The following is a 26138-nucleotide window of genomic DNA, read 5'->3' as shown; positions in this document are numbered from 1 at the left end:
GATGCGCGCGCAGGATCTGCTCGCCGGCGTGCGCGCGCTCTCGCCGCGCCTGCGGTTCGCCGCCGCCGGCGCGCTGGTTGCGCTCGCGGCGCTCGCCGCATTCGGCGTGGGCGCGACCCGCGATCTGCGTGTCGCATTGTACGCGACGCCGCTGCATCCCGATCAACTGGCCGAGGTCGAGCAACGGCTCGCTGCTTGGAACGTGCCGTATGCGTCGACCGCCGACAACGTGCGCGTCGATCCGGGGAAGCGCGGTGCGCTGCTCCTGCGGCTCGCGCTCGCCGGCGTTCCGCACCCGCATCTCGCCGGGAGCGACGAGACGCTCGCGCACGTCGGCGCGCTCACGCCGCAGACGGTCCTCGAAGCCCAGACGCGCGACGCGCTCGCCGCCGACCTCGCGCTGGGGCTGCGTGGCGTCGACGGCGTCGCGGACGCGCGCGTCGTGATCGCGCCGGCCAGCGGCGGCGTGTACGCCGACGAACCGCATCGCGACGCCAGCGCGAGCGTGCGCGTGACGCTCGCGCCGGGCGCGCATCTGGGCGCGCGGACGATCGCCGGGATCAAAGCGTTCGTCGCCGGCGGCGTTCCGGGTCTCGATGCCGAGCGCGTCACGGTGCTGGACGATCGCGGCATCGCGCTCGCGGCGGATCCCGGCGACGATGCCGCCGACGTCCAAGGATCGCTGCAGAGCGCGCTCGACGCGGCGTTCGGCGCCGGTTCGACGATCGTTCGCGTCCACCGCGAGGCGCTCGGCGAACGGCGCGACGTCCGCGACGTGCGCCGCTCGGCGATCGGCGGGACGATCGCTCGTTCGTCAAGCGACGAACGCTATGCGTCTCCGGCGAAGAAGTACTCGAAGTCGAACGTCAGCGACGACCGCGGGAGCGAGACGCGCGACGACCACCGCGTCGTCGACGCGAGCGCGACGGCGCATCTCAGCGTCGCGGTCTTCGTCGATGCGGCGCGCGGCTTGGACCTCGTGAAGATCCGCGAACTTGCGAGCGCGACGGCCGGCGTGCGGCGCGAACGCGGCGACGACGTGCAGGTCGCAGCGGTCGCGTTCGGCGACGGCGCCGTTCGCGCGGCGCGCGGCGCGGCTGCGCCCGGGTGGGCGCTCGCGTTTGCCGGCGTCGTCCCGCAGGCGGTGACGGCCGCGGCGCTGATCGGCATCGCGGCGTTCGCGGCGCGTCCGCTCGCGACCGCGGCGGTGCACATCGCCGAGGCGGCGGCGGCGCGGCGTACCGCGCGCGAGGTCGCAGGGATCGCGCCGGCGCGCATCCGCGGCGCGCTCGCCGGCGAACCGCCGCATGTCGCGGCCGCGATCATCGCCGGTCTGCCGACGGCGACTGCCGCCGCGGTCCTCGAACTGTACGTCCCCGACGAACGCGCCGCGATCGTGCGGCGGCTCGATCGTGCGAACGGATCGCTCGTCCCCTCCCCGGAGGATCTCGTCCGTGCCCGCGGCTGAATTCAACTCGCTTGCGGAGATGTTGCGCGGCGCAGCGCCGCAGAACGCGGCTGCGAGCGACGCCGACGCGGTCAGCGGCGAGGCCGTCGTGTGCGACGCCGATGCGCGCGACGGCGACCGGTGCGGGGACGATGCTGTCGTTGTCGACGTGCTGCGCGATGCGCGGCTGTTCCGCGCGCGGCTCGCCGATGCGTTCGATGCGCACCTCGCGCGCCTGCTCCGCGAGATCGCCGCATCCGTGCTCGGCCGCGAACTCCGGATTGCGCCGTGCGACCTGAAGGCGCTCGTCGCGCGGATCGTCGGCGACGTGCCGATCGTGCGGGTGCGTGTCTGCGCGAGCGACGCGTCGCGACTGCACGGTGCGGAGATCGCGATCGATCCGGCACTTGCCCCGGGCGACGCGATCGTCGAACTGGCCTGCGGCAGCGTCGACGCGCGCTTTGGCGTGCGGCTCGCCGCGGTGCTCGAGGCGTTCGCGTGAGCGGGCGTGCAGCCGGTGCGGTCACCGCGATCCGCGGCGGTTTGGTGGAAGTCGACGCGAGCGGCGTCGCGGTCGGCGACGGGATGCGGATCCGCACGCGAGGCGGAACGCTCGACGCGCGCGCGATCGCGGCGGCGCCGCGCTGCGCGACGTTGGCGCCGTTCGGCTCGCTGGACGGCGTCGCGCCGGGCGATCTCGCCGTCGTCGATCCGGCGGTCCTGTGCCTGCCGCTGGGAACGCCGCTGCTCGGCCGTGCGATCGACGCGCGCGGGCTCCCGCTCGACGGCGGCGCACCGATTCGCGGCGCGCTTCGCCGCGCGATCCCGGTCGCGCCGACGGCCGCCGAACGCGCCGCGGGGCACGGCATCTTCTGGACGGGCGTGCGCGCGATCGACGGACCGCTGCCGCTCGCGCGCGGCGCACGCATCGGACTCTTCGGCGCGCCGGGCGCGGGAAAATCGACGCTGCTCGACGCGATCGTGCGCGGTTCGTCGGCGGACGCCGTCGTGCTCGCCCTGATCGGCGAACGCGGCCGCGAAGCGGAAGGCCGCCTCCGCACGCTCACGCCGCGGACCGCCGTCGTCTGCGCGACCGGCGATCGTCCCGCGACGGAGCGCCTGCGCGCCGCCGAGGTCGCGTTCGCGCAGGCGGCGGCGCTGCGCGCGCGCGGGCTGCACGTGCTGCTCGTCGTCGATTCGCTCGCCCGTGTCGCCTCGGCGGCGCGCGAGATCGCGCTCGCGGCCGGTGAACCCGCGGGCCGCGGCGGCGTCCCGCCGAGCGCGCTCGCGGGGCTCGCGCGCCTGGTCGAAGTCGCCGGACCGACGCGGGCCGGCAGCATCACCCTCGTCGCGACGGTCCTCTCCGACGGCCCTGCCGCCCACGACCCGGTCACCGAAGCGGCGCGCGCGCAGCTCGACGGTCACGTGGTTCTGAGCGAGCGCCTCGCGCGCGCCGGCCGCTTTCCGGCGATCGATCTGCCGGCGAGCGCGAGCCGCACCGCCGCGGACGTCGCGGCGCCGTCTCACCTGCGTGCGGCGATGCGCCTGCGCGCCGCGGTCGCCGCGCTCGACGACTCGCGCGAGGCGCGATCGCTCGGGCTCGACCCCGCCGCCGGCGATCCGCATCTCGCGCGCGCCCTCGCCGCCGAGCCCCCGATCGACGCGTTCCTGCGCCAGGATGCCGAGCCGTCGCCGCCGCTGCGGACGCTCACGGAGCTCTGCCGGCTCGCCGATAGACTCGAATGATGGACGTCTCCTCGGAGATCGGCGCGATCCAGAACCGGATCGCCGAGATCACCGGCGTGCCGCCGGCGCCGCCCGTCCCCGCTCCCGCGGCCAACGGCCGGTTCGCGAACGTCCTTGCCTTCGCGCTCGCACCGCAGCCGGCCGGCGTTGCGAGTGCGCCCGAAGCGGCGCGTCCCAACGCCCCGGTCGCACCCGCGCAGATCGACGCGCTGGTCGCGCAGAATGCGTCCGCCTGGCAGGTCGATCCGGCCCTGCTCAAGGCGGTGATCGCGAACGAGTCTGCCTTCGACGCAAACGCAACGTCCAAGGTCGGTGCCCAAGGGCTGATGCAGTTGATGCCCGAGACTGCGGCGGCGATGGGCGTCCGCGACGCGTACGATCCGGTGCAGAACGTCGCCGGCGGAGCGCGCTATCTGCGCGGTTTACTCGACCGTTTCGGCGGAAACGAACGATTGGCGGTCGCGGCCTACAATGCCGGGCCCGGCGCGGTGGAGAAGTACGGTGACGTCCCGCCTTACGCCGAAACGCAAACTTACGTCAATAACGTCCTCGCTTCGTTCGACCAGTATCGGAACCGCTAGCGCGGCACTCGCCGCGCTGCTGGCGTTCGCCCTGCCCGCCGCCGGGCGGCCCGCGCCGGCGACGGTCCCGGTTCCGGTCACGACGATCCTCGCGGCGTACGACCGCGCGACGCACGCCGATGACGTGAAGACGTACGTCGCGGAAGGTTCGCTCGCGGGCGAAGGGCTGACCGGGACGTTCCGGACGGTGCGTGCCGGTGACAACGAGCGCGAAGACGATACGATGGGACCGCGGCGCGAGACGACGCTGCGCCGCGGCGATCGCGTCTTCGTGCGCAACTCGAACGGCAACGTGCGCGAACTGCGCGGCTTTCTCCATCGCCGCGCGCTCACCGAAGATCTCGTCGACTCGGGCCGCATCGTCGCGCATCCGGAACTCACGCGGTTCGCCGGCTGGGGCAACGTCGGGGCGACGCATGCGTGGCGGCTCGAGGTGAAGGCCGTCGGCGGCGAGCCGGAGACGCTGTGGATCGACCCGGTAACCGGCCTGCCGCTGCGCCTCGAGTATCTCGACGGCGACGGCCCGTCGTACGTCGACTACAGCGACTGGCGCGACGTGGAGGGCCGCAAGGTGCCGTTCCGCTCCGTGCTCACCGACGGCGACCATCGCTTCGACACCGTGCAGCAGACGACGTCGGTGACGATCGACGGAGCGGTCGATCCGGCGACGTTCGCGCCGCTCGAACCGCGCCTGCTCGCGACCGATCGCATTCACACCGTGCCGCTGCTCGAACGCGACGGCCACGTCGGCGTCACCGTGCGCATCGCCAACCGCGACTGGTTCTTCCTGCTCGACACCGGCGCGCAGTCGATCTTGGTCGACAGCGCGGTGCTCAAGGCCGCGGGGATCGCGCCGCAGGGCGCGCTCGAAGTGCGCGGGGCGACGCGCAGCGGCGGCCTGCAGGTCGCGACGCTGCCGAAACTCGAGCTCGACGGCGCGGCGATGAACGATGTCGTCGTCTCGTCGCTCGACATCGCGCGCAGCACCGGCGGCCTGCACATCGACGGAATCCTCGGGTATCCGTTTTTCGCCTCGGCCGTCGTCGAGATGGACTTCGCGAACCATCAATTGCGGTTCGGCCGGCCGGGTTCGTTCGCACCGCACGGGACGCGCGTCGACCTCGACGTCGATCGCGAACTCGCCGAGGCGACCTTCCGCGCCAACCAACTGACCGCGCCGTTCATCGTCGATACCGGCAGCAGTTCGGAGATGCTGCTTTATCGGCCGTTCGTCGACGCGCATCCGGGGATCGTCCCGCTCTCGCTGCGGGCGTCGACGAATTTCGGGATCGGCGGCGCGAACGCGACGTACCGCAGTTCGCTCGATCAGCTCGAGCTCGGCGGCGTCCCGCTCTATCATCGCACCGTCGACGTCGTCCTCGCGCGTGAAGGGGCGTTCGCCGATCGCGTCGATGCCGGCAACGTCGGTCTGGGCGTGCTGCGCAACTTCGTCGCGACGTTCGATCTAGGCAACGCCGCGCTCTACCTGGCGCCGGGGGCGCAATTCGACGACGGCCGCCGGCGCGTCGCGCGCCGTTCGGCAACATCCGCGTAGCGGTTCGTTCACGCGCGAGCGCTACGGTCGGTGCGGAGGCATCGACCGCATGCAACAGACCACGAGCGTCGCGGTCCTCGCGACGCAGCTCGCCGGGACCGACCGGCGCGCACTCTCCGAAGCCTGGTACCACGCCCTGCACGTCGCCGAGCCGGCGGCGCGCGCCGCTGCGCCCGCATCGCCGCGTCGTCACGCGGCCACGCCGTCGCCGCCGAACCGCCTTGACGCCGCAGCGCCGCGCGCGCGCCGAGGTGAAGCCCGGCCGCGCCGTTCCGTCGCCGGTGTGACGGCGCGCGAACCGAGGACGCCGCTCGCCGGCGACCGCCGTGCCCCGCGCAGCGAGCTCGCGCGGCGCGTCGAACGGGCGCTGGGGCGCTCCGCTGCCGCCGTCGCGCCCGCAGCGTTCTCGCTTCGCCTCGATGCCGGCCGCGTGCACGTGCTGATCCGCAGCGACGGCGCGCGCACGCGCGTCGTCGCGGTGTGCGCGCCGGCGCTGCGCGAGACGGTGGAACGCGCGCTCGCACACGCACGCTTCGCGCTGGCCGGGCGCGGGATCGCAAGCGAGGCCGCGTGATGTACGGAGCATCGGCGGTCGACGCGTACGATCGCATCGCCGCGCGCGCGCAGGACCTGCGGGAAATCTACCAGGCGGGTGCGGTTCCCGCCCACGACGACGTCGCCGCCGAACCGCAGATCGAGCCGTCGAGCGATCCGCTCAGCGTCGCGCTCCCGCCCGGCGCGTGGCTCGTCACGCGCGGCGCCGACGGCGCGCGCGCGTACCAACGCGACGGCGCGCTGCGCTTCGACGACGGCGTGCTGCGGACGCGCGACGGCGCCGACGTGCTGGGCTATCCGCGCGGCGACGCGCGCGGCGCGCTCCCGGTGCCGCTGCGCCTGCCGGCGGCGGATGTCGCGCTCAGCCGCACCGCGGACACCCGCATCGCCGCCGACGGAACCGTCGCGTACACGCGCGCCGCGATCGATCCGCGCACCGGCGAGCGCAGCGTCGAGCGCGTCGCGATCGGCCGCATCGCGCTGGCGCGCTTCCCCGCCGGCACGCATCCGCCGCGCGTCGACGCGACGCACGTCGCCGCGCCGCCGGGCGTCGTGCCGCATCTCGGGACGCCCGCCGACGGGACGTTTCCGGGACTGGCGCCGTTCAGCCGCGAGTCCGGAGCGATCGACGTCGACGCGGGGATCGAACGGCTCGACGAAGCGTATCGTCAGTTTCAAGCACTCGGAGCGGCGGCGCGCACGCGCGCTAACGTCGACAAGACGACCCTGGACCTGCTGAAATGATCGCCGACGCGACGTTCGCTCCGGCGCGCGGCGGCGTGCGCGCGTTGCGCTTCGTTCCGCGCGCGTCGATCCCGCTCGACGCGGCATGCGTCGTCGCGAACGGGATCGGTGACACGCTGCGCGAGCTGCTCGGCGCGTCGTGCGACGTCGCGATCGGTGAGCCCGCGGCGATCGGCGCCGAGGCGTGGTCCGTGCTGGCGCGGGACGCGCTGCTGTTCCTCACGCGCGGACGGCGGACCGACGTCGTGCTGGTGCTGTCACGGCTCGATGCCCGGCGGCTCGTGCTGCGCGCCTTCGGCGAATCGTGCGGGCCCGACGGCGCCCCCGAACTCCCGGACGCCGCCTGTTCCGCGCTCGAACTGCTCGCGCTCGAGCGGATCGCGGCACGCTGCGCGGCCTCCTTCGACCCGCTGTGCGCGCAACGGAGCGCGACCGGACCCGCCCGTTCGCCGCACGAGGTGCCGCCCTGCGTCGCCTACTTCGACGTGCGGGTGCACGCGCCGGTCCGTCTGACGCTCGGCATCGGGATCGTCCGCGCGATCCCCGACGCGCCGGCAGGCGCGGCGCTCTCCGCCGCCGCCCTCGACGCCGTAGCGCTCGACCTCGACGCGGTTTTTGCCGAAGGAACAATCGAGGCGTCGCGGCTAGCCGCGCTGCGCGTCGGGGACGTCGTGCCGCTCGCGACCAAGGTCGGCGCGCCGGCATCCCTGAACGTGGCGGGGCGCCGACTCGCTTCGGGAGATGCGGGCGCCGTTGCGTCGCGTGCCGCGTTTTTCGTCCACGACGTCGCCACCGGAGCTCTCCCGCCATGCAGATGACCGACAACGCGAAGAACCTCGATCTGCTGATGCACGTCCCGCTGAAGGTGACGGCGCAGCTCGGCACGTGCAGGATGCAGGTGCGCGATCTGCTCAAGCTCGGAAAGGGCACGGTGATCGAACTCGATCGCCTTGCGGGCGGTCCCGTCGACCTGCTCGTCAACGACCGGCTCGTCGCGCGCGGCGAAATCGTCGCGATCGACGAGAACTTCGGCGTGCGCGTCACCGAACTGATCGAGAAGCCCTGATCGGCCGCCAGAGCCGCGCGTCCGCGCGAAAGCCGCCCAAGAGTACGGTCCACGGCTCGATGCTCTCAGTGCGGAGCAGGCCCAACGGTTCCCACGGATCGTCGGCGAGTCGCCGTTCGACCGCGTCGCGATCGGGCGCGTTCACGACGTGCAGGACGCGCGCCGCGCGGTCTTCCTCGCCGAGCGGGCCGCCGGCGAGCAGAAAACCGTCGGCTTCGAGCGTATCCATGAACGCGGCGTGCGCGTCCCACTCGACCTGACGGTGCATCGGAAGCGACCAGTCCCAGCGCGCGCTGCGCTCTCGGATCACGACGAAGTACGGCGTCGGCTCCTCCCTGCGGCGTGCTTCTCCGTCGCATTCCCGCAACATCGCGGTCACGCCGAGGACGCGCGCGCGGCGCAGGATCGATGCATGGAACCGCTGCTGCAGATCGCGAACCGCGGCCACTCCGCGCTTCCGCTCGACGTCCTCGCCGCGCTGACCTTGCTCTCGCTCGCGCCGTTCGTACTGGTCCTCTCGACGTCGTTCGTGCGGATTATCGTCGTGCTCTCGCTGGTGCGCTCGGCGATCGGCGCCGCAACGCTGCCGCCGAACACGGTGCTCACCGGGCTCGCGCTCGTGCTGACGTGCGTCATCATGACGCCGACGTTCGCGACGATCCAGCGCGATGCGATCCGGCCCTACGCGGGCGGGCGCCTTTCGCAGTCGGCGTTTCTCGACCGCGCCGCGGTTCCGTTGCGCGCGTTCATGCTGCGTCAAACGAAAGCGCGCGACGTCGCAGTGTTCGCGCGGGTTGCACATCGCCCGGCCGGCGAGCCGCTGGCGCGCACGCCGCTCACGGTGCTAATCCCGGCGTTCGTCGTCGGCGAACTGCGCTCGGCGTTCGCGATCGGGGTCGCTCTCTATCTGCCGTTCGTCGCGATCGACCTGGCCGTCGCCGCGATTCTGATGGGCCTGGGGATGGTGATGCTGAGCCCGCCCGTGATCTCGCTGCCCTGCAAGCTGCTCCTGTTCGTCCTCGTCGACGGCTGGGCGCTCGTCGCCAACGGCGTGGTGCAGAGCTTCCGCTGAGCCGCCCCGGGCTTTTAGCCGTCACCGTGAGCTCGTCGTCGTCACCCTGAGCTTGTCGAAGGGCAGCATCCCGTGGAGACCGCAAGGGGACGCGCCGCGTGCGGTCGCGATTGAGCCGCCATTCGACAAGCTCAGGGTGACGGTGGTGACGAACGTCCAATGTCCCCGACGAGGCGGCAGTTGGACAGCATCGTGTGGGTCATGCGCAGGGGATGGGCCGAACCTGGCTAGGTGCGCATCGCGGACAAGATCGGGACCCGGCGGCCGTTTTTCTCGTTCGAGTTTTTTCCGCCCAAGGACGATGCCGCGGAGCAGACGCTGTTCGCGACGATCGAGACGCTGCGCCCGCTCGATCCCGGCTTCGTCTCGATCACCTACGGGGCCGGCGGTTCGACCCGCTCGCGAACGGTGGACCTCGCGAAGCGTTTGCGCGGCGATGCCGGCTTCGACGTGATGGCGCATCTGACGTGCACCGGCGCGACGGTCGACGATCTGCGCGGCGTACTGCGCGACCTGCGGTCCGGCGGGATCGAGAACGTGCTCGCGCTGCGGGGCGATCCGCCGCGCGGGAGCGAGGGCTTCGTCGCGGTCGAGGGCGGATTGCGGTATGCGAACGATCTCATTGCGCTGGTGAAGCGCGAGTTCGCGTTCTGCGTCGGCGGTGCCGCGTACCCGGAGAAACATCCGGAGGCCGTGAGCCTCGACGCCGACCTGCAGGCGCTCGCCGCGAAGGTCCGCGCGGGCGCGGAGTTTCTGGTGACGCAGTTGTTCTTCGACAACGCGCGCTACGTCGAGTTCGTCGAGCGCGCGCGGCAGTGGGGGATCACCGTCCCGATCCTGCCGGGGATCATGCCGATCACCAACTACGAGCAGATCGACCGCTTCACCAGGATGTGCGGCGCGACGATTCCGGCGAGCCTGCGCGCGGAGCTCGAAGCGCGACGGAACGATCCGCAAGCGGTGATCGATCTCGGCGTCGCGTACGCGACCCTGCAAGTTGCCGACCTGCTCGCGCGGGGCGCGCCGGGGATTCACTTCTACACGCTCAACCGCTCGCCGGCGACGCGAGCGGTGATGTCGGCGATGCTCGCGGCACGCCGCGCCTGGTGATCTGACGGAAGCGGCCGTTCCGCGGCCGCGCCAGGGCAGGGATCACCAAGCGATGCGCGGATAAAAATTGCATCGTCCTTACCTTCGAGAGGATCGCGTATGCATGACCTCGACCGGCGCCGTTTCCTTGCACTCTCCGCCGCCGGCATCGGCGCGGCTGCGACGGCGGGGCTCCCCGCGGTCGCCTCGGCCGCCGACGCGTCTCCGTTCAAGCCGGAAAAGGGCGCCACGCTCCAACTCCTGCGCTGGACGGGGTTCGTCAAAAACGACGACATCATCTGGGCGGAGAACACGAAGAAGTTCACCGCGGCGACCGGCGTGCCCGTGCAGATCCAGTCGCTCTCCTGGCCCGACGTGACGCCGAAGGCGGCGCTCGCGGCACAGGTCGGCTCCGGCCCCGACATCATCATGGGCTGGAACGACGACCCGTTCGTCTATCCCGATAAACTCGTCGACATGACCGACCTCGCCGAGTACATGGGGAAGAACCACGGCGGCTACTACGACGCGGCGCGTTCGTACTGTTACGATCCCGACGTCAAGCGCTGGGTGTCGTTCCCGATCGGCGTCACCGGCAACTCGCTCGTCTATCGCAAGAGCTGGGCAAAGGACGCGGGCTTTGCCGAGTTTCCGAAAGACCTCGACGGGATGCTGAAGCTCGCGCGCGGGCTGAAGAAGGCCGGTCACCCCTGCGGCTTCTCACTCGGCCACGCCGTCGGCGACGCCAACAGTTGGACGCACTGGGTGCTGTGGTCGTTCGGCGGTAAACAAGCTAACCCCGACAACAGCATCGCCATCAACTCGCCGGAGACGGCAAACGCGCTCGAGTACGCCAAGGCGCTGTACGAGACGATGATCGAGGGCGTCTCCGGTTGGCTCGATCCGAGCAACAACCAGGCGTTTCTCGCGGGCCAGTGCGGGCTCACGATGAACGGCATCAGCATCTGGTACGTCGCGAAGGATCAGTTCCCGGCGATCTATCCCGACATCGCGCACGCGGTTCCGTCGTACGGTCCGAGCAAACAGCGCACGACGCTCAACAACTTCAGCTCGGCGTTCATCTTCAAGTACAGCAAGTATCCGCAGGCGGCGAAAGAGTATCTGCGCTTCATGCTCGATTCCGCGCAGGCCGGCGAGTGGGTGACGGGGATGCGCGGCTACGTGACGCCGGCGCTCAAGCAGTACGGCGATCTGCCGGTGTGGACGTCGGATCCGCAGATCACGCCGTATCGCGACGTGCTGCTCAGCGCGAAGTTCGACGGCTTCAACGGCCGGCCCGGAAAGCCGGCGGCGCAGGCGCTCGACGAGTTCGTCGTCGTCGACATGTTCGCCGACGCGTGCGTCAACAAGATGGCCGTCAAGGATGCGATGCGCAAAGCCGAGACGCGGCTGAGCGCGATTTACAAGCGCGCTTGATGCAGCGCTCGCCGCTGCTGGCGCGGCTGGATTCGCCGCGGGTGCTGGGCTACGTGCTCATCGCACCCGCGGCGATCATTCTGATCGGGCTGCTCGCGTATCCGCTGCTGCTCGGCGTGTGGCTCAGCCTCACCAGCGCGACGCTCGGGAACCCGGGGACGTTCGTCGGGCTGCAGAACTACGCGACGATCTTCGCCGATCCGACGTTCCGCGGCGCGGCGTTCTATTCGGGCTTCTACACGTTCTTCGCCGAGGCTGGGAAACTCGTGCTCGGCTTGGCGTTGGCGCTGATCCTCAACCGGCCGTTTCGCGGTCAGCGTGCGGCGCGCGCCCTCATGCTGCTGCCGTGGGTCGCGCCGACGGTGCTCTCGGCGCTCGCGTGGCTGTGGCTGCTCGATCCGCAGTTCAGCGCGCTGAGCTGGCTGCTGATCCGACTGCACCTGATCAAGAGCAACATCGATTTCCTCGGCCACGCGTGGAACGCGCGCTGGGCGCTGATCGTCGTGAACATCTGGCGCGGCCTGCCGTATTTCGCCATCGGCTATCTGGCGGGACTGCAGTCGATCTCGAAAGATCTCTACGAAGCCGCGGCGATCGACGGCGCGAGCGGATGGCAGGCGTTCCGCCGGATCACCTGGCCGCTGCTGATGCCGATCACGACGATTCTGGTCGCGTTCTCCTCGATCTTCACGCTCACCGACTTCCAACTGATCTGGACGATCACGCGCGGCGGACCCACCGACGCGACCCAGGTCTTCACGACGCTGGCGTATCAGCGGGCGATCACCGGCGGACAGCTCGGCGAAGGGGCGGCGATCGCCGTCTCGCCGATCGTCCTGATGGTGATCCTGGCGTTTTTCGTCGTGCGTTCGGTGCGGGAACGCTGATGGCGCGGCGAAGCGCGCTGCGCATCTATCTCCCGCTGGCGTTTTACGGCGTCTTCCTGATGCTGCCGTTTCTGTGGATGATCCTCACGACGTTCAAAGCACGCGAGGAACTGCTCAATACGCCCAACCCGTTCTGGATCTTTCACCCCACCTTCGAGCACGTCGTCGGCCTGCTCACGACGACCGCGTACCTGCAGTGGTTCGCGAACACGCTCTTCGTCTCGGTCGCTTCGACGATCCTCAGCGTCTTCGTTTCGTACATCACGGCCTACGCGATCATCCGCTTGCGCTTCCCGGGCTGGCAGACGGTGAGCACCGCGATCTTCCTTGCCTATATCGTCCCGCCGGCGATCTTGTTCATCCCGCTCGCGACGATCATCATCCAACTGCACTGGTTCGACAAACTGTGGGCGCTCGTCCCGATCTACGCGACGTTCCTGGTCCCGTTCTGCACGTGGCTCTTGATCGGCTTCCTCAAGAACATCCCGCGCGAGCTCGAAGAGGCCGCCCGCGTCGACGGTGCGAGCAATCTCGCGATTCTGTGGAGGATCATCTTCCCGATCGCCGTCCCCGGCCTGATCTCCGCGGCGATCTTCTCGTTCACGCTATCTTGGAACGAGTATCTATACGCGCTGGTGTACATGTCGTCGTCGGGGAACAAGACGGTCGCGGTCGGGATGACGACCGAGCTGATCCGCGGCGACGTGTTCCAGTGGGGGCAGTTGATGGCGGGCGCGCTGATCGGCGTGCTCCCCGCGGTCCTCGTGTATTTCTTCTTCGTCGAATATTACGTCGCGGGGATGTCGGGTTCGGTCAAGGAGTAACGGAACCGGCGCCCGCCGCTATCGGAAAATCCTATAGAGACTATCTGGGCTGCGACGGAACGGCAGGCGGGCGTATCCTGGACGCGTCATGCAACAGACCCTTCCCCGCCCGGCTTCCGCGACGAACCGGCTTCTTCGCGCGCTGGCACGCCTTGCCAAGCACTTCGCGCCCGAACCGCGGTTCGATCGCGATATGGTGCTCACCGACGAACTCGAGCGCGAATTGGCGCTGCGCGAGTTCCGCCGCTGGCGCTAGGTTAGAAGTACGCCCCCCCCGACGCGGCATCGAAGAGATGCATGCGGCGGGGGTCGATCCCAAGCGCAATCGTATCGCCGGTCGCGACCGCGGCCTGCGCCGACGCGCGGGCCGTCACCTGCGCTCCGTCGCAGCGGAAATACAGCACCTGCTCCGACCCCAGCGACTCGACCGCATCGACGACCGCCGGAATCGAGCCGGCCTCGTTGGCATGCAGCGCGATGTCCTCCGGACGCACCCCGAGCGTCACCGCCGCAGCATGCGACGCGGTGAGCTTCGCGCGTTTGTCGTCGGGGAGCCGCACCGAGAACGAGGCGCCCCGCGCGAACAGCGCGCCGTCCTCCGCTTCCAGCCGGCACGGCAGAAAGCTCATCGTCGGCGAGCCGATGAAGCCCGCGACGAACTGGTTGGCGGGATGGTCGTAGACCTCTTGCGGTGAGGCGACCTGCTGGACGACGCCGTCCTTCATCACGACGATGCGATGCCCCATCGTCATCGCCTCGATCTGATCGTGGGTCACGTAGATCATCGTCGTCGCGACGCGCTCGTGCAGTTTCACGATCTCCGTTCGCGTCTGCACGCGCAGCTTGGCATCGAGGTTCGAGAGGGGTTCGTCCATCAGGAAGACCGCCGGATGGCGCACGATCGCGCGGCCGAGCGCGGCGCGCTGGCGCTGGCCGCCCGACATCTCCTTCGGCTTGCGCTTGAGCAGCGGTCCGAGGCCGAGGATCTCCGCCGCTTCGTTGACGCGCTGATCGATCTCGGCGCGCGGCATGCTGCGCATCTTCAAGCCGAACGCCATGTTGTCGTAGACGTTCATGTGCGGGTAGAGCGCGTAGTTCTGAAAGACCATCGCGATGTCGCGGTCTTTCGGCCCGAGATCGTTGACGCGGCGGTCGCCGATGAAGATGTCGCCGCCCGACGCCTCCTCGAGCCCCGCGATCATCCGCAGCGTCGTCGACTTGCCGCAGCCCGACGGGCCGACGAGAACGAGAAACTCGCGGTCGGCGATGTCGAGGGTGACGTCGTCGACGACCACGGTGGTGCCAAACCGTTTGCTGACCGACTTCAGGCGTACCGAGGCCATTACCCGCGCGCTTCCTCGACGAGTTCGGTGACCCATCCCCGCCACGATTCGGGAAGCTCGGGGACGAGAAGTTCGGCGAGGCGCGGCCGGTCGAAGAGATAGATGCGCGAGGTTTCGCGGATCGTGAGCGCGTGGCCGGGCTTGTGGACCACCTCGATCGGATCGCCGGCGCCGAGTTCGCCTTCCTCGACGATCGTGAAGTACGGGCCGGGGCGCAGCGCGCCGGCGAAACGTTTCACGAAGTGGGGGTCGCCCATCTTTATCCCGAGTTTGTAGCACGGGACGCGCGGTATGGTGACCTGCACCAGCACGCTGCCGATACGCCACCGTTCGCCGACGAGCGCGTCGTTGGGGTCGATCCCGGCCGTCGTCTGGTTCTCGCCGAACGTGCCCGGCGGCATTGCTCGTCCGAGCTCCGACTCCCACCAGACGTAATCTTCGCAACCATAGGCATAAATCGAGCGCACCGGCCCGCCGTGCACGCAGCGGTCGGCCTGGTCGTCGCCATCGAGATTCACGCCGCGTACCGCGACGCGGCCGGCCACGGGCTCCTTGAAGATCCCCGTCGTGACGGGCCGTCCGTTGCTGTCGATGGTGCGGACGCCGCCGACGTTGACCGAAGCGAGGTGCGCCATCGCTAGTACGTCGAGCGGCCGCCGGAGATGTCGAACGCCGCGCCGGTCGTGAACGAGCACTCCTCGGTGCAGAGCCAGGCGACGAGCGCCGCGATCTCGGCGACCGTTCCGAACCGGTTCATCGGGATCTTGGATTTCATGTACGCGATGAACTCCTCGGTCATTTGGCTGAAGAGCGGCGTCTCGACGGCCGCGGGGGTGACGCTGTTGACGCGGATCCCCGTCGTCGCGAGTTCCTTCGCCAGCGACTTGGTGAGCGCGATGACGCCGGCTTTCGATGCGCTGTAGGCCGAGGCGTTGGGATTCCCTTCCTTGCCGGCGACCGAGGCGATGTTGACGATCCGGCCGTAGTCGGCGGCGCGCATCGGCGCGACCACGGCGCGGCAGCAGTGGAACGTCCCGGTGAGGTTGACGTCGATGACGCTCTGCCAGCCGTCGAGGGGATAGTCCCACGTCGTCGCGTTAGGCCCGGTGATCCCGGCGCTGTTCACGAGAATGTCGATCCGCCCGAAGGTGCGCAGCGTGACGTCGCGCGCGTGCTCGACCGACGCGTAGTCGCGCACGTCGGCGCGCGCGGCGTGCGCGGCGCCGATCGTCGCCGCCGCCGACTCCGCAGCTTCACCGTTCGCGTCCCACAGGCTCACCTTGCCGCCTGACGCCGCGATGCGGTGCGCGATCGCGTTGCCGATCCCCGATGCGCCGCCGGTGACCACGGCCACGCGATTGCGCAGGTCGAGCTGATTCATGGCGCGGGATTTCGCGCGGCGACTGAAAAGGCATCCTCATGGAACTGCGCAGCGCTCAGTGGTTCGGCAAACGCGACCGGGACGGGTTCATCCATCGCAGCTGGATGCGCGCCGAGGGGTTTGCGCCCGACGTCTTCGATGGTCGCCCGGTGATCGGGATCTGCAACTCGTGGTCGGAACTCACGTCGTGCAACGTGCACTTGCGGCGCGTCGCGGAAGCGGTGAAGCGCGGCGTGTGGGAGGCGGGCGGCTTCCCGCTCGAGTTTCCGACGATCTCGCTCGGCGAGACGTACATGCGCCCGACGACGATGATGTTCCGCAACCTGATGAGCATGGACGTCGAGGAGTCGATCCGGGCCAATCCCGTCGACGGCGTCGTGCTGCTGAGCGGCTGCGACAAGACGACGCCGGCGCAGCTCATGGGCGCGGCGAGCGTCGATCTGCCAGCGATCATGGTGACCGGCGGCCCGATGCTCAACGGCAAGTTCCAGGGCGGCGACATCGGCTCGGGGACGATGGTGTGGCAGTTCTCGGAAGACGTGCGCGCGGGCCGGATGACGTGGGCGGAGTTCTTCGACGCGGAAGCGGGGCAATCGCGGAGCAACGGCCACTGCATGACGATGGGAACGGCGTCGACGATGGCGAGCATGGCCGAAGCGCTCGGGATCGCGCCGACCGGGAACGCGGCGATCCCCGCCGTCGATTCGCGGCGCTACGCCCTGGCGCAGCTCGCGGGCCGGCGAATCGTCGCGATGGTGCACGAGGATCTGCGCATGTCGAAGATCCTGACGCGACAAGCGTTCGAGAACGCGATCCGCGTGAACGCCGCGATCGGCGGCTCGACCAACGCCGTGATCCATCTGCTCGCGATCGCCGGACGCATCGGCGTCCCGCTCGAGCTCGACGACTTCGACCGGCTCGGACGCGACCTGCCGCTGCTCGTCGACCTGCAGCCGTCGGGCCGGTTTCTGATGGAAGACTTCTATTACGCGGGCGGCGTGCCGGCCGTGGTGCGCGAGCTTGGCGAACGGCTGCACCGCGATGCGCTCACCGTGAACGGCACGACGATCGGCGAAGCGACGGCGGAAGCGCCGTGCTGGAATCGCGAGGTGATCCGCACCTTTGATGCGCCGGTGCGGGAGCGGGCCGGGATCGCGGTGCTGCGCGGCAACCTTGCGCCGAGCGGCGCGGTGATCAAACCGTCGGCGGCGACGCCGTCCCTGCTCACGCATCGCGGCCGCGCGGTCGTCTTCGAGACGATCGAAGACTTCAAAGCGCGCATCGACGATCCGGATCTCGATGTCGACGCGTCGTGCGTGCTGGTGCTCAAGGGCGCTGGTCCGCGCGGGTATCCCGGGATGCCGGAGACCGGGAACATGCCGCTGCCGCCCAAGGTGCTGGCGACCGGCGTGACCGACATGGTGCGCATCTCGGACGCGCGGATGAGCGGGACGGCTTACGGCACCGTCGTCCTGCACACGTCGCCGGAAGCGGCCGTCGGCGGGACGCTCGCGCTGGTGCGCAACGGCGATCCGATCGAACTCGACGTACCGAACCGCCGGCTCACGCTCGCGATCGACGACGCCGAGCTCGCGCGCCGCCGCGCCGCGTGGACGCCAGCACCGCCCGAGTTCGCGCGCGGCTACGCGAACCTCTACACGCAGCACGTCCTGGGCGCCGAGCGCGGCGCCGACTTCGACTTTTTGGTCGGCGGGAGCGGCTCGGCGGTCGCGCGCGAGATGCACTGACGCCATAACGCCGCAGCATCGCGGCAACATCCGTGTCGCAGCATCGCGGCATGGATGCCTTTGACGGACTCGTTCGCGATGCGCTGCTGACGACCGCCGTGCTCGCGCTCCCGATCCTCGTCGTGGCGACGGCGATCGGCGCGGCCGTCGCGATCCTGCAGGCAGCGACGCAAGTCCAGGAACAGACGCTCACGCTGCTGCCGAAGCTCGTCGCGATCGGCGCGATGCTCGCCGTGTTCGGGCGCTTCGGGATCGACCTGTGCGCGCGGCTGGTCGTCGAGGCGATCGCGCGCATCCCTGAGCTGGTGCGCGGATGACGCAGACGACGCTGCTCGTTTTCGCGCGCGCCGCCGGGCTGATGGCGCGCGCGCCGGGATTCTCGCATCCGAGCATTCCTGCGGTCGTGCGGGCGGCGTTCGCGCTCGCGCTGGCGTTCGCCGAGTCGCCGTTCGTTGCGCCGGCGCGCCGGCTCGACACCGCGGCGCTCGCGTTCGCGATCGCGGGCGATGCGGCGATCGGCGCGGCGATCGGATTCGGCGCGTCGCTGCTCTACGACGGCGCGTACTATGCGGGACGCACGATCGACGACTATCTCGGCGTGCGAGGGAGCGTCCCGGGCGCGAACGTGACGAGTTCGCAAGCGTACGGGCGGCTCTGGTCGTACGCGTTCCTGGCGGCGTTCGTGCTGCTCGACGGCTGGGTGCCGCTGATCGATGCGTTCGCGGGATCGTTCGCACACGTCGCGGCGGGCGCAGCGATCGGGGCGGCGGATTGGACGCGCTTTGCCCTCGCGTTGCCGGCGACGATTCTGCGCGCGGCAATGCTAGTCGCCGCGCCGGCGATCGCGGTCGCCGCGACGGTGCAGTTGGGACTCGCCGCGATCTCGCGCGTCGTCCCGCGGTTCGCAAGCTTCAGCCTCGCGTTCCCGGTGGTGTTCGGGAGCGCGCTCGCGGTCGCGGCAGCGACGCTGCCGATCGCGGCGCGCCTTGGCGCGCAGCCGTGGCTTGTCTTGCCCTGGGCGACTGCGCGGTGAGCGATGACAAGCGGTTCGATCCGACGCCGGCGCGGCGAGAGCGGGCGCGCCGCGAAGGGAACGTCGCGCGCTCCGCCGAGGTCGGCGGCATCGCGGCGTTTGCCGCGGCGACGGTCGCGACGGCGTGCGTGCTGCCGTTCGTCGGCGGCGCGATCCTTGCGTCGTTCGCGGCGCTCGCGAGGCAGCCGCAGGGGGCGATTCCGTTTGCACTGCCGCTGGCGTTCGCTGCTGCGCTCGTCCCGGCGTGTGCGGCGGCAGTCGCGGGCGGCGCCGCCGTGCTCGTGCAAGGCGGCGGCCTGCCTCTGGCCGCGCCGCGCGTAGACGTAAAACGGCTCGATCCGATCGCGGGCCTCAAACGCATGCTCGGCGCCGAGGCCGCGATCGCGACGGCGCGGGCGGCGTGCGCGTTCGCCCTTGGCTGCGCCGCGCTTTGGCCCGCGCTCGTCGCGCTCGTCGCCGCGGGCGCGAACAGCGGCGATCCGGCAACCATCGCGCAGCTCGCGCGCGACGCGGCACTCCGCGCGTGCGGCGCCTGCTGCGCGATCGGCGCCGTGTTCGCGGTCGCCGATTACGGGCTCAGCCGCCGCCGCTGGCTGCGCGGCCTGCGGATGTCGTTCGACGAGATGAAACGCGACGCGAAGGAGAGCGACGGCGATCCGCACGTCCGCGCGCGGCGCAAAGCGTTCCACCGCGACCTCGTACGCAACGCGGTCTCCCGCACGCGTGAGGCATCGTTCGTCGTCGTGAACCCGACCCACGTCGCCGTCGCGCTGCGCTACGCGCCGCCGGCGCATCCGGTGCCGGAGATTCTGGTGCGCGCAAGCGACGATGCAGCACAACGCGTCCGCGCGATCGCGGTCGAACGCGGTCTTCCGATCGTCGAGAACGTCCCGCTCGCGCGACTGCTGTTCGCGACGGGGACGAGAGGCCGCGCGATCCCGCCGGAAACTTACGTAGCGGTCGCGCAGATCGTCGCGGAGCTCACGCACGCGGGGCTGCTGACGTGAACGGCCGGCTCACGACGGCGTTCGCCTTCGCGGTCCTCGGCGTCGTCGCGATCCTGATCGTCCCGCTTCCCCCGCCGGTGCTCGACGCGCTGCTCGCGCTCAACGTCTTCGGCTCCGCGCTCGTGCTGCTCATCAGCCTGCGGGTCGAAGAACCGCTGGAGTTCTCCGCCTTCGCCCCGTCGCTGCTGTTGGCGACGCTCTTCCGGCTCTCGCTCGACGTGAGCGCGACGCGGCTGATCCTCACCCAAGGGCACGATCCGGGCGGCGTCGGCGCGCTCATTCCGGCGTTCGGTCAGTTCGTCGTGCGCGGCAACATCGTCGTCGGCCTGATCGTGTTCGCGATCCTGATCGTCATCCAGTTCGTCGTCATCGCAAGCGGAGCGCAGCGCGTTGCCGAAGTGTGCGCACGCTTTACGCTCGACGCAATGCCGGGCAAGCAGATGGCGATCGACGCCGACCTGCATGCGGGGATGCTCGACGCCGAGGCCGCGCGCCGCAAGCGCAAGCGGGTCGAGCGCGAGGCCGACTTCTACGCGGCTATGGACGGGGCGGGAAAGTTCGTGAAGGGCGACGCGATCGCGGCGCTGGTCATCGTCGTCCTCAATCTGCTGGGCGGGATCGTGGTCGGCGTCGCGTACCACGGGATGTCGCCGCTCGACGCGATCCAGACGTTCGCGATCCTCTCGATCGGCAACGCGCTCCTCACCACCCTGCCGGCGTTTCTCATCTCGACCGCGATGGGGCTGATGGTCACGCGCGTCGCCGGCGACGGTGCGCTCGGCGTCGACCTCGCCGCCCAACTACTCGCGCGGCCCGACGTGCTGCGCGTCGCCGGAGCGCTCGTCTTCACGCTCGCGTTCATCCCCTCGTTCCCCGGCCCGCTGTTCGGCACGCTCGGGATCACGGCATTCCTGGGCGCGGCGCTCGCCCACCGCGCGCAGCAGCGCACGGCGTCGGAAGCCCACGCGCGTGACGTGCGCCGCAAACGCGACGCGGTGCGGCGGCCGGAGAACGCGTTCGCGCTGGTCGGCGTCGAGGCGCTCGCGATCGACGTCGGCGCCGAGCTCTACGCACTGCTTGCGCCGCCCAACTGCGACGCGCTGCTCGACCGGATCGGCGACGTCCGTCGCGCCCTCGCGGCCGAGATCGGGCTCGTCATCCCCGGCGTGCGTTTGCGCGACGATCCCCTGCGCGATCCGGGGACATATGGCATCCGCGTGCGCGATCGCGAGGTCGCGAGCGGCGCCGTCCGCCTCGACCGCTTGGTCGCGGTCGGGGATGCGGCGGCGCTGCAACGCATCGGCGGCGAGGAGACGCGCGAGCCCGTCTACGGCCTGGCGGGCCGCTGGATCGCGATTGACGAGCGCGCGCGCGCGCAAGCCGCCGGTGCGCTGGCGTTCGACGCGATCTCGATCGTCGGCTCGCATCTCGCGGAAGTCGTGCGCGCGCAGGCTGCGGACTTGTTTGGACGTCAGGAATTTCACACGCTGATCGAGCACCTGCGCACGACGGTCCCTGCGGTGGTCAAAGACGTCGGCACCGACGTGCTGCCGGCGACGGCCGCGCACCGCGCGATGACGCTGCTGTTGCGCGAAGGCGTCTGGCCGCGCGATCCGGTCGCCGTGCTCGAAGCGTTCTGCGACGCGGCGGCCGGCTCGCGCGAGCCGCGCGAACTCGCCGAAGCGGCGCGGCGCGCGATCGTTCCGCAGCAGCTGCGGCGCGACGGCGTCACGGGGCTGAAGCCGCTGATCGTCGAGCCCGCGTTCGAAGCCGAGCTGGCGCGGATGTGGGGGCCGGACGGCGGGCTCGCACCCGATCCGCGCACGGCGCTGCACGTCCGCGACGCGGTTGCGCGGTACGTTGCGGACGCGACGCTCGCGCCGCATGCGCTGGTGGTGACGGGCGGTCTGCGCCCGCTGCTCGCCGAGTTTCTCGACCGCATGTCGGCGAGGCTGGCGGTCTACTCGTACGCGGAACTGCCGCCGGAGCTCGCGCTCGAGCCCAGCAGTGTCCTCAGCGCGGCGTTCTAATCACTCTCCCCTGGCAGAGCGAGGCGAGCGCGATGCACGATGGATCGGCGCGGCGGGGTGCGGCCGCGCAGCCGTCGGGGAGGTGCTTCGTGCGTGTCTCCATCGCCGCATGCATTGCTCTGAGTGCGCTGCTCGCCGCGTGCGGCGGGGGCGGCACGCTGGCCCAACCGTCGACGCCGCTCGCTCCCTCGGCGGCCGAGCGCGCAAACGCAGCGCTTTCGGCCGATGCGCGCGGCCGGCGGCGCACACCGATCCGACACGTCGTCATCATCTTTCAAGAGAACCGCACGCCCGACAACCTCTTCCAGGGTTTGGCGGGCGCCGACATCGCATCGTCGGGGCTCGACAGCCGCGGCGAGACGATCCCGCTGCGACCGATCCCGCTCGCGAACACCTATGACATCGACCACTCGCATACGGGCTTCTTGCGGATGTACGACGGCGGGAGAATGGACGGCGCCGATACGGTTTCGACGTCCTGCGGCAACGCGTGTCCGTATGAGAAGCCCCAGTTCGGCTTCGTTCCTGCAGTCGACAACGCGCCGTACATGCAGATGGCGCGCCGGTACACCTTCGGCGACCGCATGTTCCAAACGAACGAAGGTCCGAGCTATCCCGCGCATCAGTACATTTTGGCGGGAACGTCCGAGCCGAACGACGGCAGCAATCTGCTCGTCTCGGAGAACACGGCTTCGCCCGGCTGCGGGCCGACGGGCGGTACGCTCGTGAACGCGATCGAGCCGTCGGGAAACGAGAGCATCAAGATCCCGTCCTGTTTCGAGCACGCGAGCCTCCCCGATCTGCTCGACGCGAAAGGCGTGAGCTGGCGTTATTACGCGCCGTCGAACGTGCGCGAAGGGTCGCCGGGAATCTGGGTGGCACCGAACTCGATCCGGCACTTGCGTCTCGGCCCCGATTGGGCGAACGTCGTCGCCCCCGAGACGACGATCCTGAGCGACATCGCCGGCGGCACGCTCGCGCAGGTCTCCTGGGTGATCCCCAGCGGCCTCGAATCCGATCACGCGAAGAGCAACAACGGGACCGGCCCGTCGTGGGTCGCCTCCGTCGTCAACGCGATCGGTCAGAGCAAGTACTGGAACGACACGGTGATCTTCGTGACGTGGGACGATTGGGGCGGTTGGTACGATCACGTCGCGCCGCCGATCCTCGGTTCGTACGAACTCGGTTTCCGCGTTCCGCTGATCGTGATCTCACCGCACGCGAAGCGCGGCTACGTCTCGCACGTGCAGCACGAGTTCGGGAGCATCCTCAAGTTCACCGAGGAGACGTTCGATCTCGGCAGCCTCGGCTTCACCGACATGCGGTCCGACGATCTCGCCGACTGCTTCGATTTCAACGGTCCGGCGCACGCCTTTCAGCCGATCGAATCCCGCCGCTCGACGGACTTTTTCCGGAACCGCGCACCCGATACGACGGCCCCCGACAACGACTCGTAAGGCGCTCGCGGTGGGGCGCCCCGTCCACCGCGTCGTAGTCTGCGGGTGATGCAACCCGGAGACGGCCGGCAGGTACGAGACGGGGTGACCGCTCTTCCGGGCGAGGCCCAGACCCTCGTCGCGCGCATCGACGCCATGCTGGCGCAGGCCGAACCGCTGCTCGCCTCGGGCGCGAGCGACGAGGCCGCCTACGCCCTGCGAGAGACGGAGCGGCGCTATCTCCCAGACACGCTGAATACCTTCGCTGCGATCCCGCCGGCCCTGCGCGACGCCGGCGCCGAATCGATGCTCGTCGAGCAGCTCCGGCTGCTCGAGCGCGCGACGGCGCAGCGTCTGACGATGCTCGGCGAGAACGCGCAGACGCAGTTCTCGGCGAACGGCGCGTTTCTCACCGAGCGCTTCGGACCGGCCGAGACGCTCCCCGACGCGCCGGCGCAGATCGACGCGCCCGCGGCGACGCCCGCGTCGCTGGTGCGGCACATTCTCCAGCGCATCGAAACGCCCGGCGACGCGCGCCCGCTGATCGAACGCACCGCGGCGCAGCTCGGCGCGGCGTTCCCGGCGATCGTCACGGTGAAGCGCGGCGGCTTGTTCGGAAACGGCCCCGTCGAAGCGGTCGCGCTCGACGTCCCGCGGCGCGACGACGTCCTGCGGTACGCGCTCGCGCGCACGCCACGCGGCGACGTCGAGGCGACCGTGACGCGCTTTCTGCGCGGGATCAAGAACAAGACGCTCGTCGTCGGCGTCGACGAGTGGTCGCAGGGCCTCGCCGACGATCTCGCCGCCTATGTCGAACGCGAACGCGGCGCACGCGACACCCTCACCCGGCTTTTCAGGGAGACACGATGAGTTTCTTCGGCGGCGGACGCAACCAGCAGCAGCAATCGAACGTGAACACGACGCAAGGCGGCGTCCCGCTCGATGCGGTCTCGCGGCTGCGCCGGATGCGCGGCGAAGGCGGACCGCCGCTCTTCACCAGCGATCTTTCGGTCTCGGAGTTCGTCCTGCTCGAACAGCTGGGATGGCGGCCGTTGGGACTCGTCCTCGGCAGTTCGATCTACCACGTCGGGATCCAGTACGGCAACTTCTATCAGAATCAGGAACTGCAGTATCTGAGCGCCGCGATGTACGAGGCGCGCGAGTTCGCGATGTCGCGGATGGAAGAAGAAGCCGACGTGCTGGGCGCCGACGGCATCGTCGGCGTGCGGCTTGAAGTCGGCGGCTACGCGTGGGCCGAGAACGCGCTGGAGTTCATCGCGGTTGGGACGGCGGTGAAGGGGCCGGAGAACTCCGGGACGTGGCGCACGCGCGACAACAAACCGTTCACCTCGGATTTCAGCGTCCAGGATTTCTACAAGCTCGTCACCTCGACCGGCTACGTTCCGCGCGAACTCGTACTGGGCAATTGCGTGTACCACATTGCGCACCAGGGCTTCATGCAGGCGATGCGCACGCTCGGCAACAACGTCGAACTCAACAACTACACCGAGGCGATCTACGACGCGCGCGAACTCGCGATGAGCCGCATGCAGGCGGAAGCCGAAGCGCACGGCGCCGACGGGATCATCGGGATGCAGATCGTCGAGAAGACCCACATCTGGAGCCCGCACGTGATCGAGTTCATGGCGATCGGGACGTCGGTCGAGAAGCGCGGCGAACCGAAGCCCGTACCGTTGACCTTCCAGGTCGGATTGAACGACTGACGATGGGCGGATTCGGCGATCTGCTCGGTGGTTTCGGCGAACTGCTGAAGACCTTCGGCGAGGCCGCCGAGGTCGCGGAAGACACCGGCATGTTCGGCGGCGGCGACGGGCCGCGCGCCGGCGATCCCGGCGCCGTCTACGAGCGCGTACTCGCGGGCGCCAGGCGCGAACTCGACATCAACGATCGCTAGCCGAGGAGCATCATGTCCGACGATCAACTCCAGCCGCCGATGCTGACGCCGCCCGAGCCCGTGACGGCCGTCGCGCCGGCGGAGGCGATCGGGAAAGTGCCGGTCCCGCCCGATGCGCGCGTCGCACTGCAAACGCAGGCCGAGGCGCTTGCGCACGAATTCACCCGGCTCGCGCCCGAGAGCGATCTCTACAAGAAGTACGTGCAAACGCTCGAGGCGCTCGGCAACGCCGATATCCAGCGCTCCGCCAACATCTCGAACCGCCTGCTCGATCGGCCGACGCGCGCGATGGCCGCGCTCGACGAAGGCTCGCCGGTCGCGAAGACGCTGCTCGATCTGCGCAGCACAGTCGAGAAGCTCGATCCCTCACGTCAGGGCGATCTCTTCTCGCCGCGCAAGCTCCTCGGCGTCCTGCCGTTCGGCAACAAACTGCGCGACTATTTCCGCGGCTACGAATCCTCGCAAGGTCACCTCAACGCGATCATCGAGGCGCTGCGCCACGGCAAGGACGAACTGCTGCGCGACAACGCGTCGATCGAGCAGGAAAAGTCGAACATGTGGACGCTGATGGGCGAACTCGAGAAGCACGGCTATCTCGCGCGTGCGCTCGCCGACGCGGTCGAAAAAGAAGCCGATACGCTCGACGCGACCGATCCGGAAAAGGCACACGCGCTGCGCGAGGAGATCCTCTTCGCCGCGCGCCAGAAGCAGCAGGACATCGCGACCCAGCTCGCCGTGAACGTGCAGGGCTACATGGCGCTCGATCTCATCAAGCGCAACAACGCCGAACTGATCAAAGGCGTCGACCGCGCGACGACGACGACGGTCGCGGCGCTGCGCACCGCGGTAATCACGGCGCAGGCGGTCGCGAACCAGAAGCTCGTCCTCGACCAGATCACCGCGCTGCAGGGGACGACCTCCAACCTGATCGTCGCAACCTCGCAGATGCTGCGCAGCAACGCCGTCCGCATTCAGGAGGGCGCGGCGAGCGCGACGATCGACGTCGAGAAGCTCAAGGAAGCGTTCGCGAACGTGCGCGCGACGATCGATTCGATGGCTGACTACCGCATCAAGGCGCTCTCGTCGATGGAGCGCACCGTCGATGCGCTCAGCGACGAGGTCGGCAAGGCCAAGGCGTATCTGGAGACCCGCCGCGAGCTCGCGCTCCCAGGAGGCGACGGCTCGTCATAGGCTGCCACCCTGCTGGCACTCGCCGGTGCGAGACTCGCTCCGTGTCCCTGG

At 69.8% G+C, this 26138-nt stretch carries 29 protein-coding genes; 25 read left to right on the top strand and 4 right to left on the bottom strand.

Annotation, left to right across the window (positions count from 1 at the left end; translation table 11 throughout):
- Position 1 precedes the first annotated feature (1 nt).
- The 9 genes from WPS_RS14430 to fliN are packed head-to-tail and all read left to right on the top strand — an operon-like array spanning position 2 to position 7694.
- Positions 2 to 1468 carry a flagellar M-ring protein FliF C-terminal domain-containing protein gene (locus WPS_RS14430; RefSeq protein WP_317995168.1) on the top strand — a complete coding sequence of 489 codons (1467 nt, stop codon included), beginning with the start codon at positions 2 to 4 and terminating at the stop codon, positions 1466 to 1468.
- Complete coding sequence (locus WPS_RS14425; RefSeq protein WP_317995167.1) at positions 1455 to 1949, top strand: FliH/SctL family protein; 495 nt, start codon at positions 1455 to 1457, stop codon at positions 1947 to 1949. The genes WPS_RS14430 and WPS_RS14425 overlap by 14 nt, the downstream gene beginning before the upstream one ends.
- Entirely contained in the window at positions 1946 to 3193 is a 1248-nt protein-coding gene (locus WPS_RS14420; RefSeq protein ID WP_317995166.1) for a hypothetical protein, read from the top strand. The genes WPS_RS14425 and WPS_RS14420 overlap by 4 nt, the downstream gene beginning before the upstream one ends.
- On the top strand, positions 3193 to 3774 hold the full coding sequence (locus WPS_RS14415; protein WP_317995165.1) for a lytic transglycosylase domain-containing protein: 582 nt from the start codon (positions 3193 to 3195) through the stop codon (positions 3772 to 3774). The genes WPS_RS14420 and WPS_RS14415 overlap by 1 nt, the downstream gene beginning before the upstream one ends.
- The gene (locus WPS_RS14410) at positions 3695 to 5329 is read left to right on the top strand and encodes an aspartyl protease family protein (protein ID WP_317995164.1); all 1635 of its coding nucleotides are present in this window, start codon (positions 3695 to 3697) and stop codon (positions 5327 to 5329) included. Before WPS_RS14415 ends, WPS_RS14410 begins: the two co-directional genes overlap by 80 nt.
- Positions 5330 to 5378: 49 nt before the next feature.
- Positions 5379 to 5903, top strand: coding sequence for a hypothetical protein (locus WPS_RS14405; protein ID WP_317995163.1), 525 nt, complete (start codon positions 5379 to 5381; stop codon positions 5901 to 5903).
- Positions 5903 to 6628 carry a hypothetical protein gene (locus tag WPS_RS14400; RefSeq protein WP_317995162.1) on the top strand — a complete coding sequence of 242 codons (726 nt, stop codon included), beginning with the start codon at positions 5903 to 5905 and terminating at the stop codon, positions 6626 to 6628. The genes WPS_RS14405 and WPS_RS14400 overlap by 1 nt, the downstream gene beginning before the upstream one ends.
- Entirely contained in the window at positions 6625 to 7446 is an 822-nt protein-coding gene (locus WPS_RS14395; RefSeq protein ID WP_317995161.1) for a FliM/FliN family flagellar motor C-terminal domain-containing protein, read from the top strand. Before WPS_RS14400 ends, WPS_RS14395 begins: the two co-directional genes overlap by 4 nt.
- A complete protein-coding gene (gene fliN, locus WPS_RS14390) occupies positions 7437 to 7694 on the top strand; it encodes a flagellar motor switch protein FliN (RefSeq protein WP_317995160.1) in 258 nt (85 codons plus the stop codon). Before WPS_RS14395 ends, fliN begins: the two co-directional genes overlap by 10 nt.
- Here fliN and WPS_RS14385 read toward each other — a convergent pair.
- Positions 7669 to 8142: a YciI family protein gene (locus WPS_RS14385; protein ID WP_317995159.1), complete on the bottom strand. Its 474-nt coding sequence runs from the start codon at positions 8140 to 8142 to the stop codon at positions 7669 to 7671. The two genes, fliN and WPS_RS14385, sit on opposite strands and share 26 nt — an antisense overlap.
- On the opposite strand from WPS_RS14385, the gene fliP reads away from it, so the two are divergent.
- From fliP to WPS_RS14355, 6 genes are all read left to right on the top strand, one after another.
- The gene (gene fliP / locus WPS_RS14380; protein ID WP_317995158.1) at positions 8107 to 8766 is read left to right on the top strand and encodes a flagellar type III secretion system pore protein FliP; all 660 of its coding nucleotides are present in this window, start codon (positions 8107 to 8109) and stop codon (positions 8764 to 8766) included. The two genes, WPS_RS14385 and fliP, sit on opposite strands and share 36 nt — an antisense overlap.
- A gap of 231 nt (positions 8767 to 8997) precedes the next feature.
- A complete protein-coding gene (metF, locus tag WPS_RS14375; RefSeq protein ID WP_317995157.1) occupies positions 8998 to 9876 on the top strand; it encodes a methylenetetrahydrofolate reductase [NAD(P)H] in 879 nt (292 codons plus the stop codon).
- 99 nt (positions 9877 to 9975) lie between these two features.
- Positions 9976 to 11292 carry an ABC transporter substrate-binding protein gene (locus tag WPS_RS14370; RefSeq protein WP_317995156.1) on the top strand — a complete coding sequence of 439 codons (1317 nt, stop codon included), beginning with the start codon at positions 9976 to 9978 and terminating at the stop codon, positions 11290 to 11292.
- Positions 11292 to 12179, top strand: coding sequence for a carbohydrate ABC transporter permease (locus WPS_RS14365; RefSeq protein WP_317997558.1), 888 nt, complete (start codon positions 11292 to 11294; stop codon positions 12177 to 12179). The genes WPS_RS14370 and WPS_RS14365 overlap by 1 nt, the downstream gene beginning before the upstream one ends.
- Complete coding sequence (locus WPS_RS14360; protein WP_317995155.1) at positions 12179 to 13003, top strand: carbohydrate ABC transporter permease; 825 nt, start codon at positions 12179 to 12181, stop codon at positions 13001 to 13003. Before WPS_RS14365 ends, WPS_RS14360 begins: the two co-directional genes overlap by 1 nt.
- A gap of 88 nt (positions 13004 to 13091) precedes the next feature.
- Positions 13092 to 13259 (top strand): hypothetical protein, encoded by a 168-nt coding sequence (locus WPS_RS14355; RefSeq protein WP_317995154.1) that lies wholly within the window; start codon positions 13092 to 13094, stop codon positions 13257 to 13259.
- Between the two features lies 1 nt (position 13260).
- On the opposite strand, the gene WPS_RS14350 is transcribed toward WPS_RS14355, so the two are convergent.
- Genes WPS_RS14350 through WPS_RS14340 form a run of 3 tightly spaced genes read right to left on the bottom strand, consistent with a single transcriptional unit; the run spans position 13261 to position 15727 of the window.
- Complete coding sequence (locus tag WPS_RS14350; protein ID WP_317995153.1) at positions 13261 to 14346, bottom strand: ABC transporter ATP-binding protein; 1086 nt, start codon at positions 14344 to 14346, stop codon at positions 13261 to 13263.
- Complete coding sequence (locus WPS_RS14345; protein WP_317995152.1) at positions 14346 to 14981, bottom strand: MOSC domain-containing protein; 636 nt, start codon at positions 14979 to 14981, stop codon at positions 14346 to 14348. Before WPS_RS14345 ends, WPS_RS14350 begins: the two co-directional genes overlap by 1 nt.
- Positions 14982 to 14983: 2 nt before the next feature.
- Positions 14984 to 15727 (bottom strand): SDR family NAD(P)-dependent oxidoreductase, encoded by a 744-nt coding sequence (locus WPS_RS14340; protein ID WP_317995151.1) that lies wholly within the window; start codon positions 15725 to 15727, stop codon positions 14984 to 14986.
- Positions 15728 to 15765: 38 nt separating this feature from the next.
- Between WPS_RS14340 and WPS_RS14335 the strand changes: the two genes are divergently transcribed.
- The 10 genes from WPS_RS14335 to WPS_RS14290 all read left to right on the top strand — a co-directional run bounded on the left by WPS_RS14335 (position 15766) and on the right by WPS_RS14290 (position 26087).
- Complete coding sequence (locus WPS_RS14335; RefSeq protein ID WP_317995150.1) at positions 15766 to 17475, top strand: IlvD/Edd family dehydratase; 1710 nt, start codon at positions 15766 to 15768, stop codon at positions 17473 to 17475.
- Positions 17476 to 17525: 50 nt separating this feature from the next.
- Positions 17526 to 17792 carry a flagellar biosynthetic protein FliQ gene (locus tag WPS_RS14330; RefSeq protein ID WP_317995149.1) on the top strand — a complete coding sequence of 89 codons (267 nt, stop codon included), beginning with the start codon at positions 17526 to 17528 and terminating at the stop codon, positions 17790 to 17792.
- Positions 17789 to 18508 carry a flagellar biosynthetic protein FliR gene (locus WPS_RS14325; protein WP_317995148.1) on the top strand — a complete coding sequence of 240 codons (720 nt, stop codon included), beginning with the start codon at positions 17789 to 17791 and terminating at the stop codon, positions 18506 to 18508. The genes WPS_RS14330 and WPS_RS14325 overlap by 4 nt, the downstream gene beginning before the upstream one ends.
- Positions 18505 to 19515: an EscU/YscU/HrcU family type III secretion system export apparatus switch protein gene (locus tag WPS_RS14320; protein WP_317995147.1), complete on the top strand. Its 1011-nt coding sequence runs from the start codon at positions 18505 to 18507 to the stop codon at positions 19513 to 19515. The genes WPS_RS14325 and WPS_RS14320 overlap by 4 nt, the downstream gene beginning before the upstream one ends.
- On the top strand, positions 19512 to 21545 hold the full coding sequence (locus WPS_RS14315) for a flagellar biosynthesis protein FlhA (RefSeq protein WP_317995146.1): 2034 nt from the start codon (positions 19512 to 19514) through the stop codon (positions 21543 to 21545). The genes WPS_RS14320 and WPS_RS14315 overlap by 4 nt, the downstream gene beginning before the upstream one ends.
- 89 nt (positions 21546 to 21634) lie before the next feature.
- Entirely contained in the window at positions 21635 to 23002 is a 1368-nt protein-coding gene (locus WPS_RS14310) for an alkaline phosphatase family protein (RefSeq protein WP_317995145.1), read from the top strand.
- Positions 23003 to 23086: 84 nt separating this feature from the next.
- Positions 23087 to 23851 carry a hypothetical protein gene (locus tag WPS_RS14305; RefSeq protein WP_317995144.1) on the top strand — a complete coding sequence of 255 codons (765 nt, stop codon included), beginning with the start codon at positions 23087 to 23089 and terminating at the stop codon, positions 23849 to 23851.
- Positions 23848 to 24705, top strand: coding sequence for a heavy metal-binding domain-containing protein (locus WPS_RS14300; protein ID WP_317995143.1), 858 nt, complete (start codon positions 23848 to 23850; stop codon positions 24703 to 24705). The genes WPS_RS14305 and WPS_RS14300 overlap by 4 nt, the downstream gene beginning before the upstream one ends.
- A 2-nt stretch (positions 24706 to 24707) precedes the next feature.
- Positions 24708 to 24896, top strand: a complete 189-nt coding sequence (locus tag WPS_RS14295) for a hypothetical protein (RefSeq protein WP_317995142.1) — start codon at positions 24708 to 24710, stop codon at positions 24894 to 24896.
- A 12-nt stretch (positions 24897 to 24908) separates the two neighbouring features.
- On the top strand, positions 24909 to 26087 hold the full coding sequence (locus WPS_RS14290) for a toxic anion resistance protein (protein ID WP_317995141.1): 1179 nt from the start codon (positions 24909 to 24911) through the stop codon (positions 26085 to 26087).
- Positions 26088 to 26138: the final 51 nt, after the last annotated feature.

The organism is Vulcanimicrobium alpinum, assembly GCF_027923555.1.
GTDB classification, from domain to species: domain Bacteria; phylum Vulcanimicrobiota; class Vulcanimicrobiia; order Vulcanimicrobiales; family Vulcanimicrobiaceae; genus Vulcanimicrobium; species Vulcanimicrobium alpinum.
This window is presented reverse-complemented; position numbering and strand designations above follow the sequence as displayed.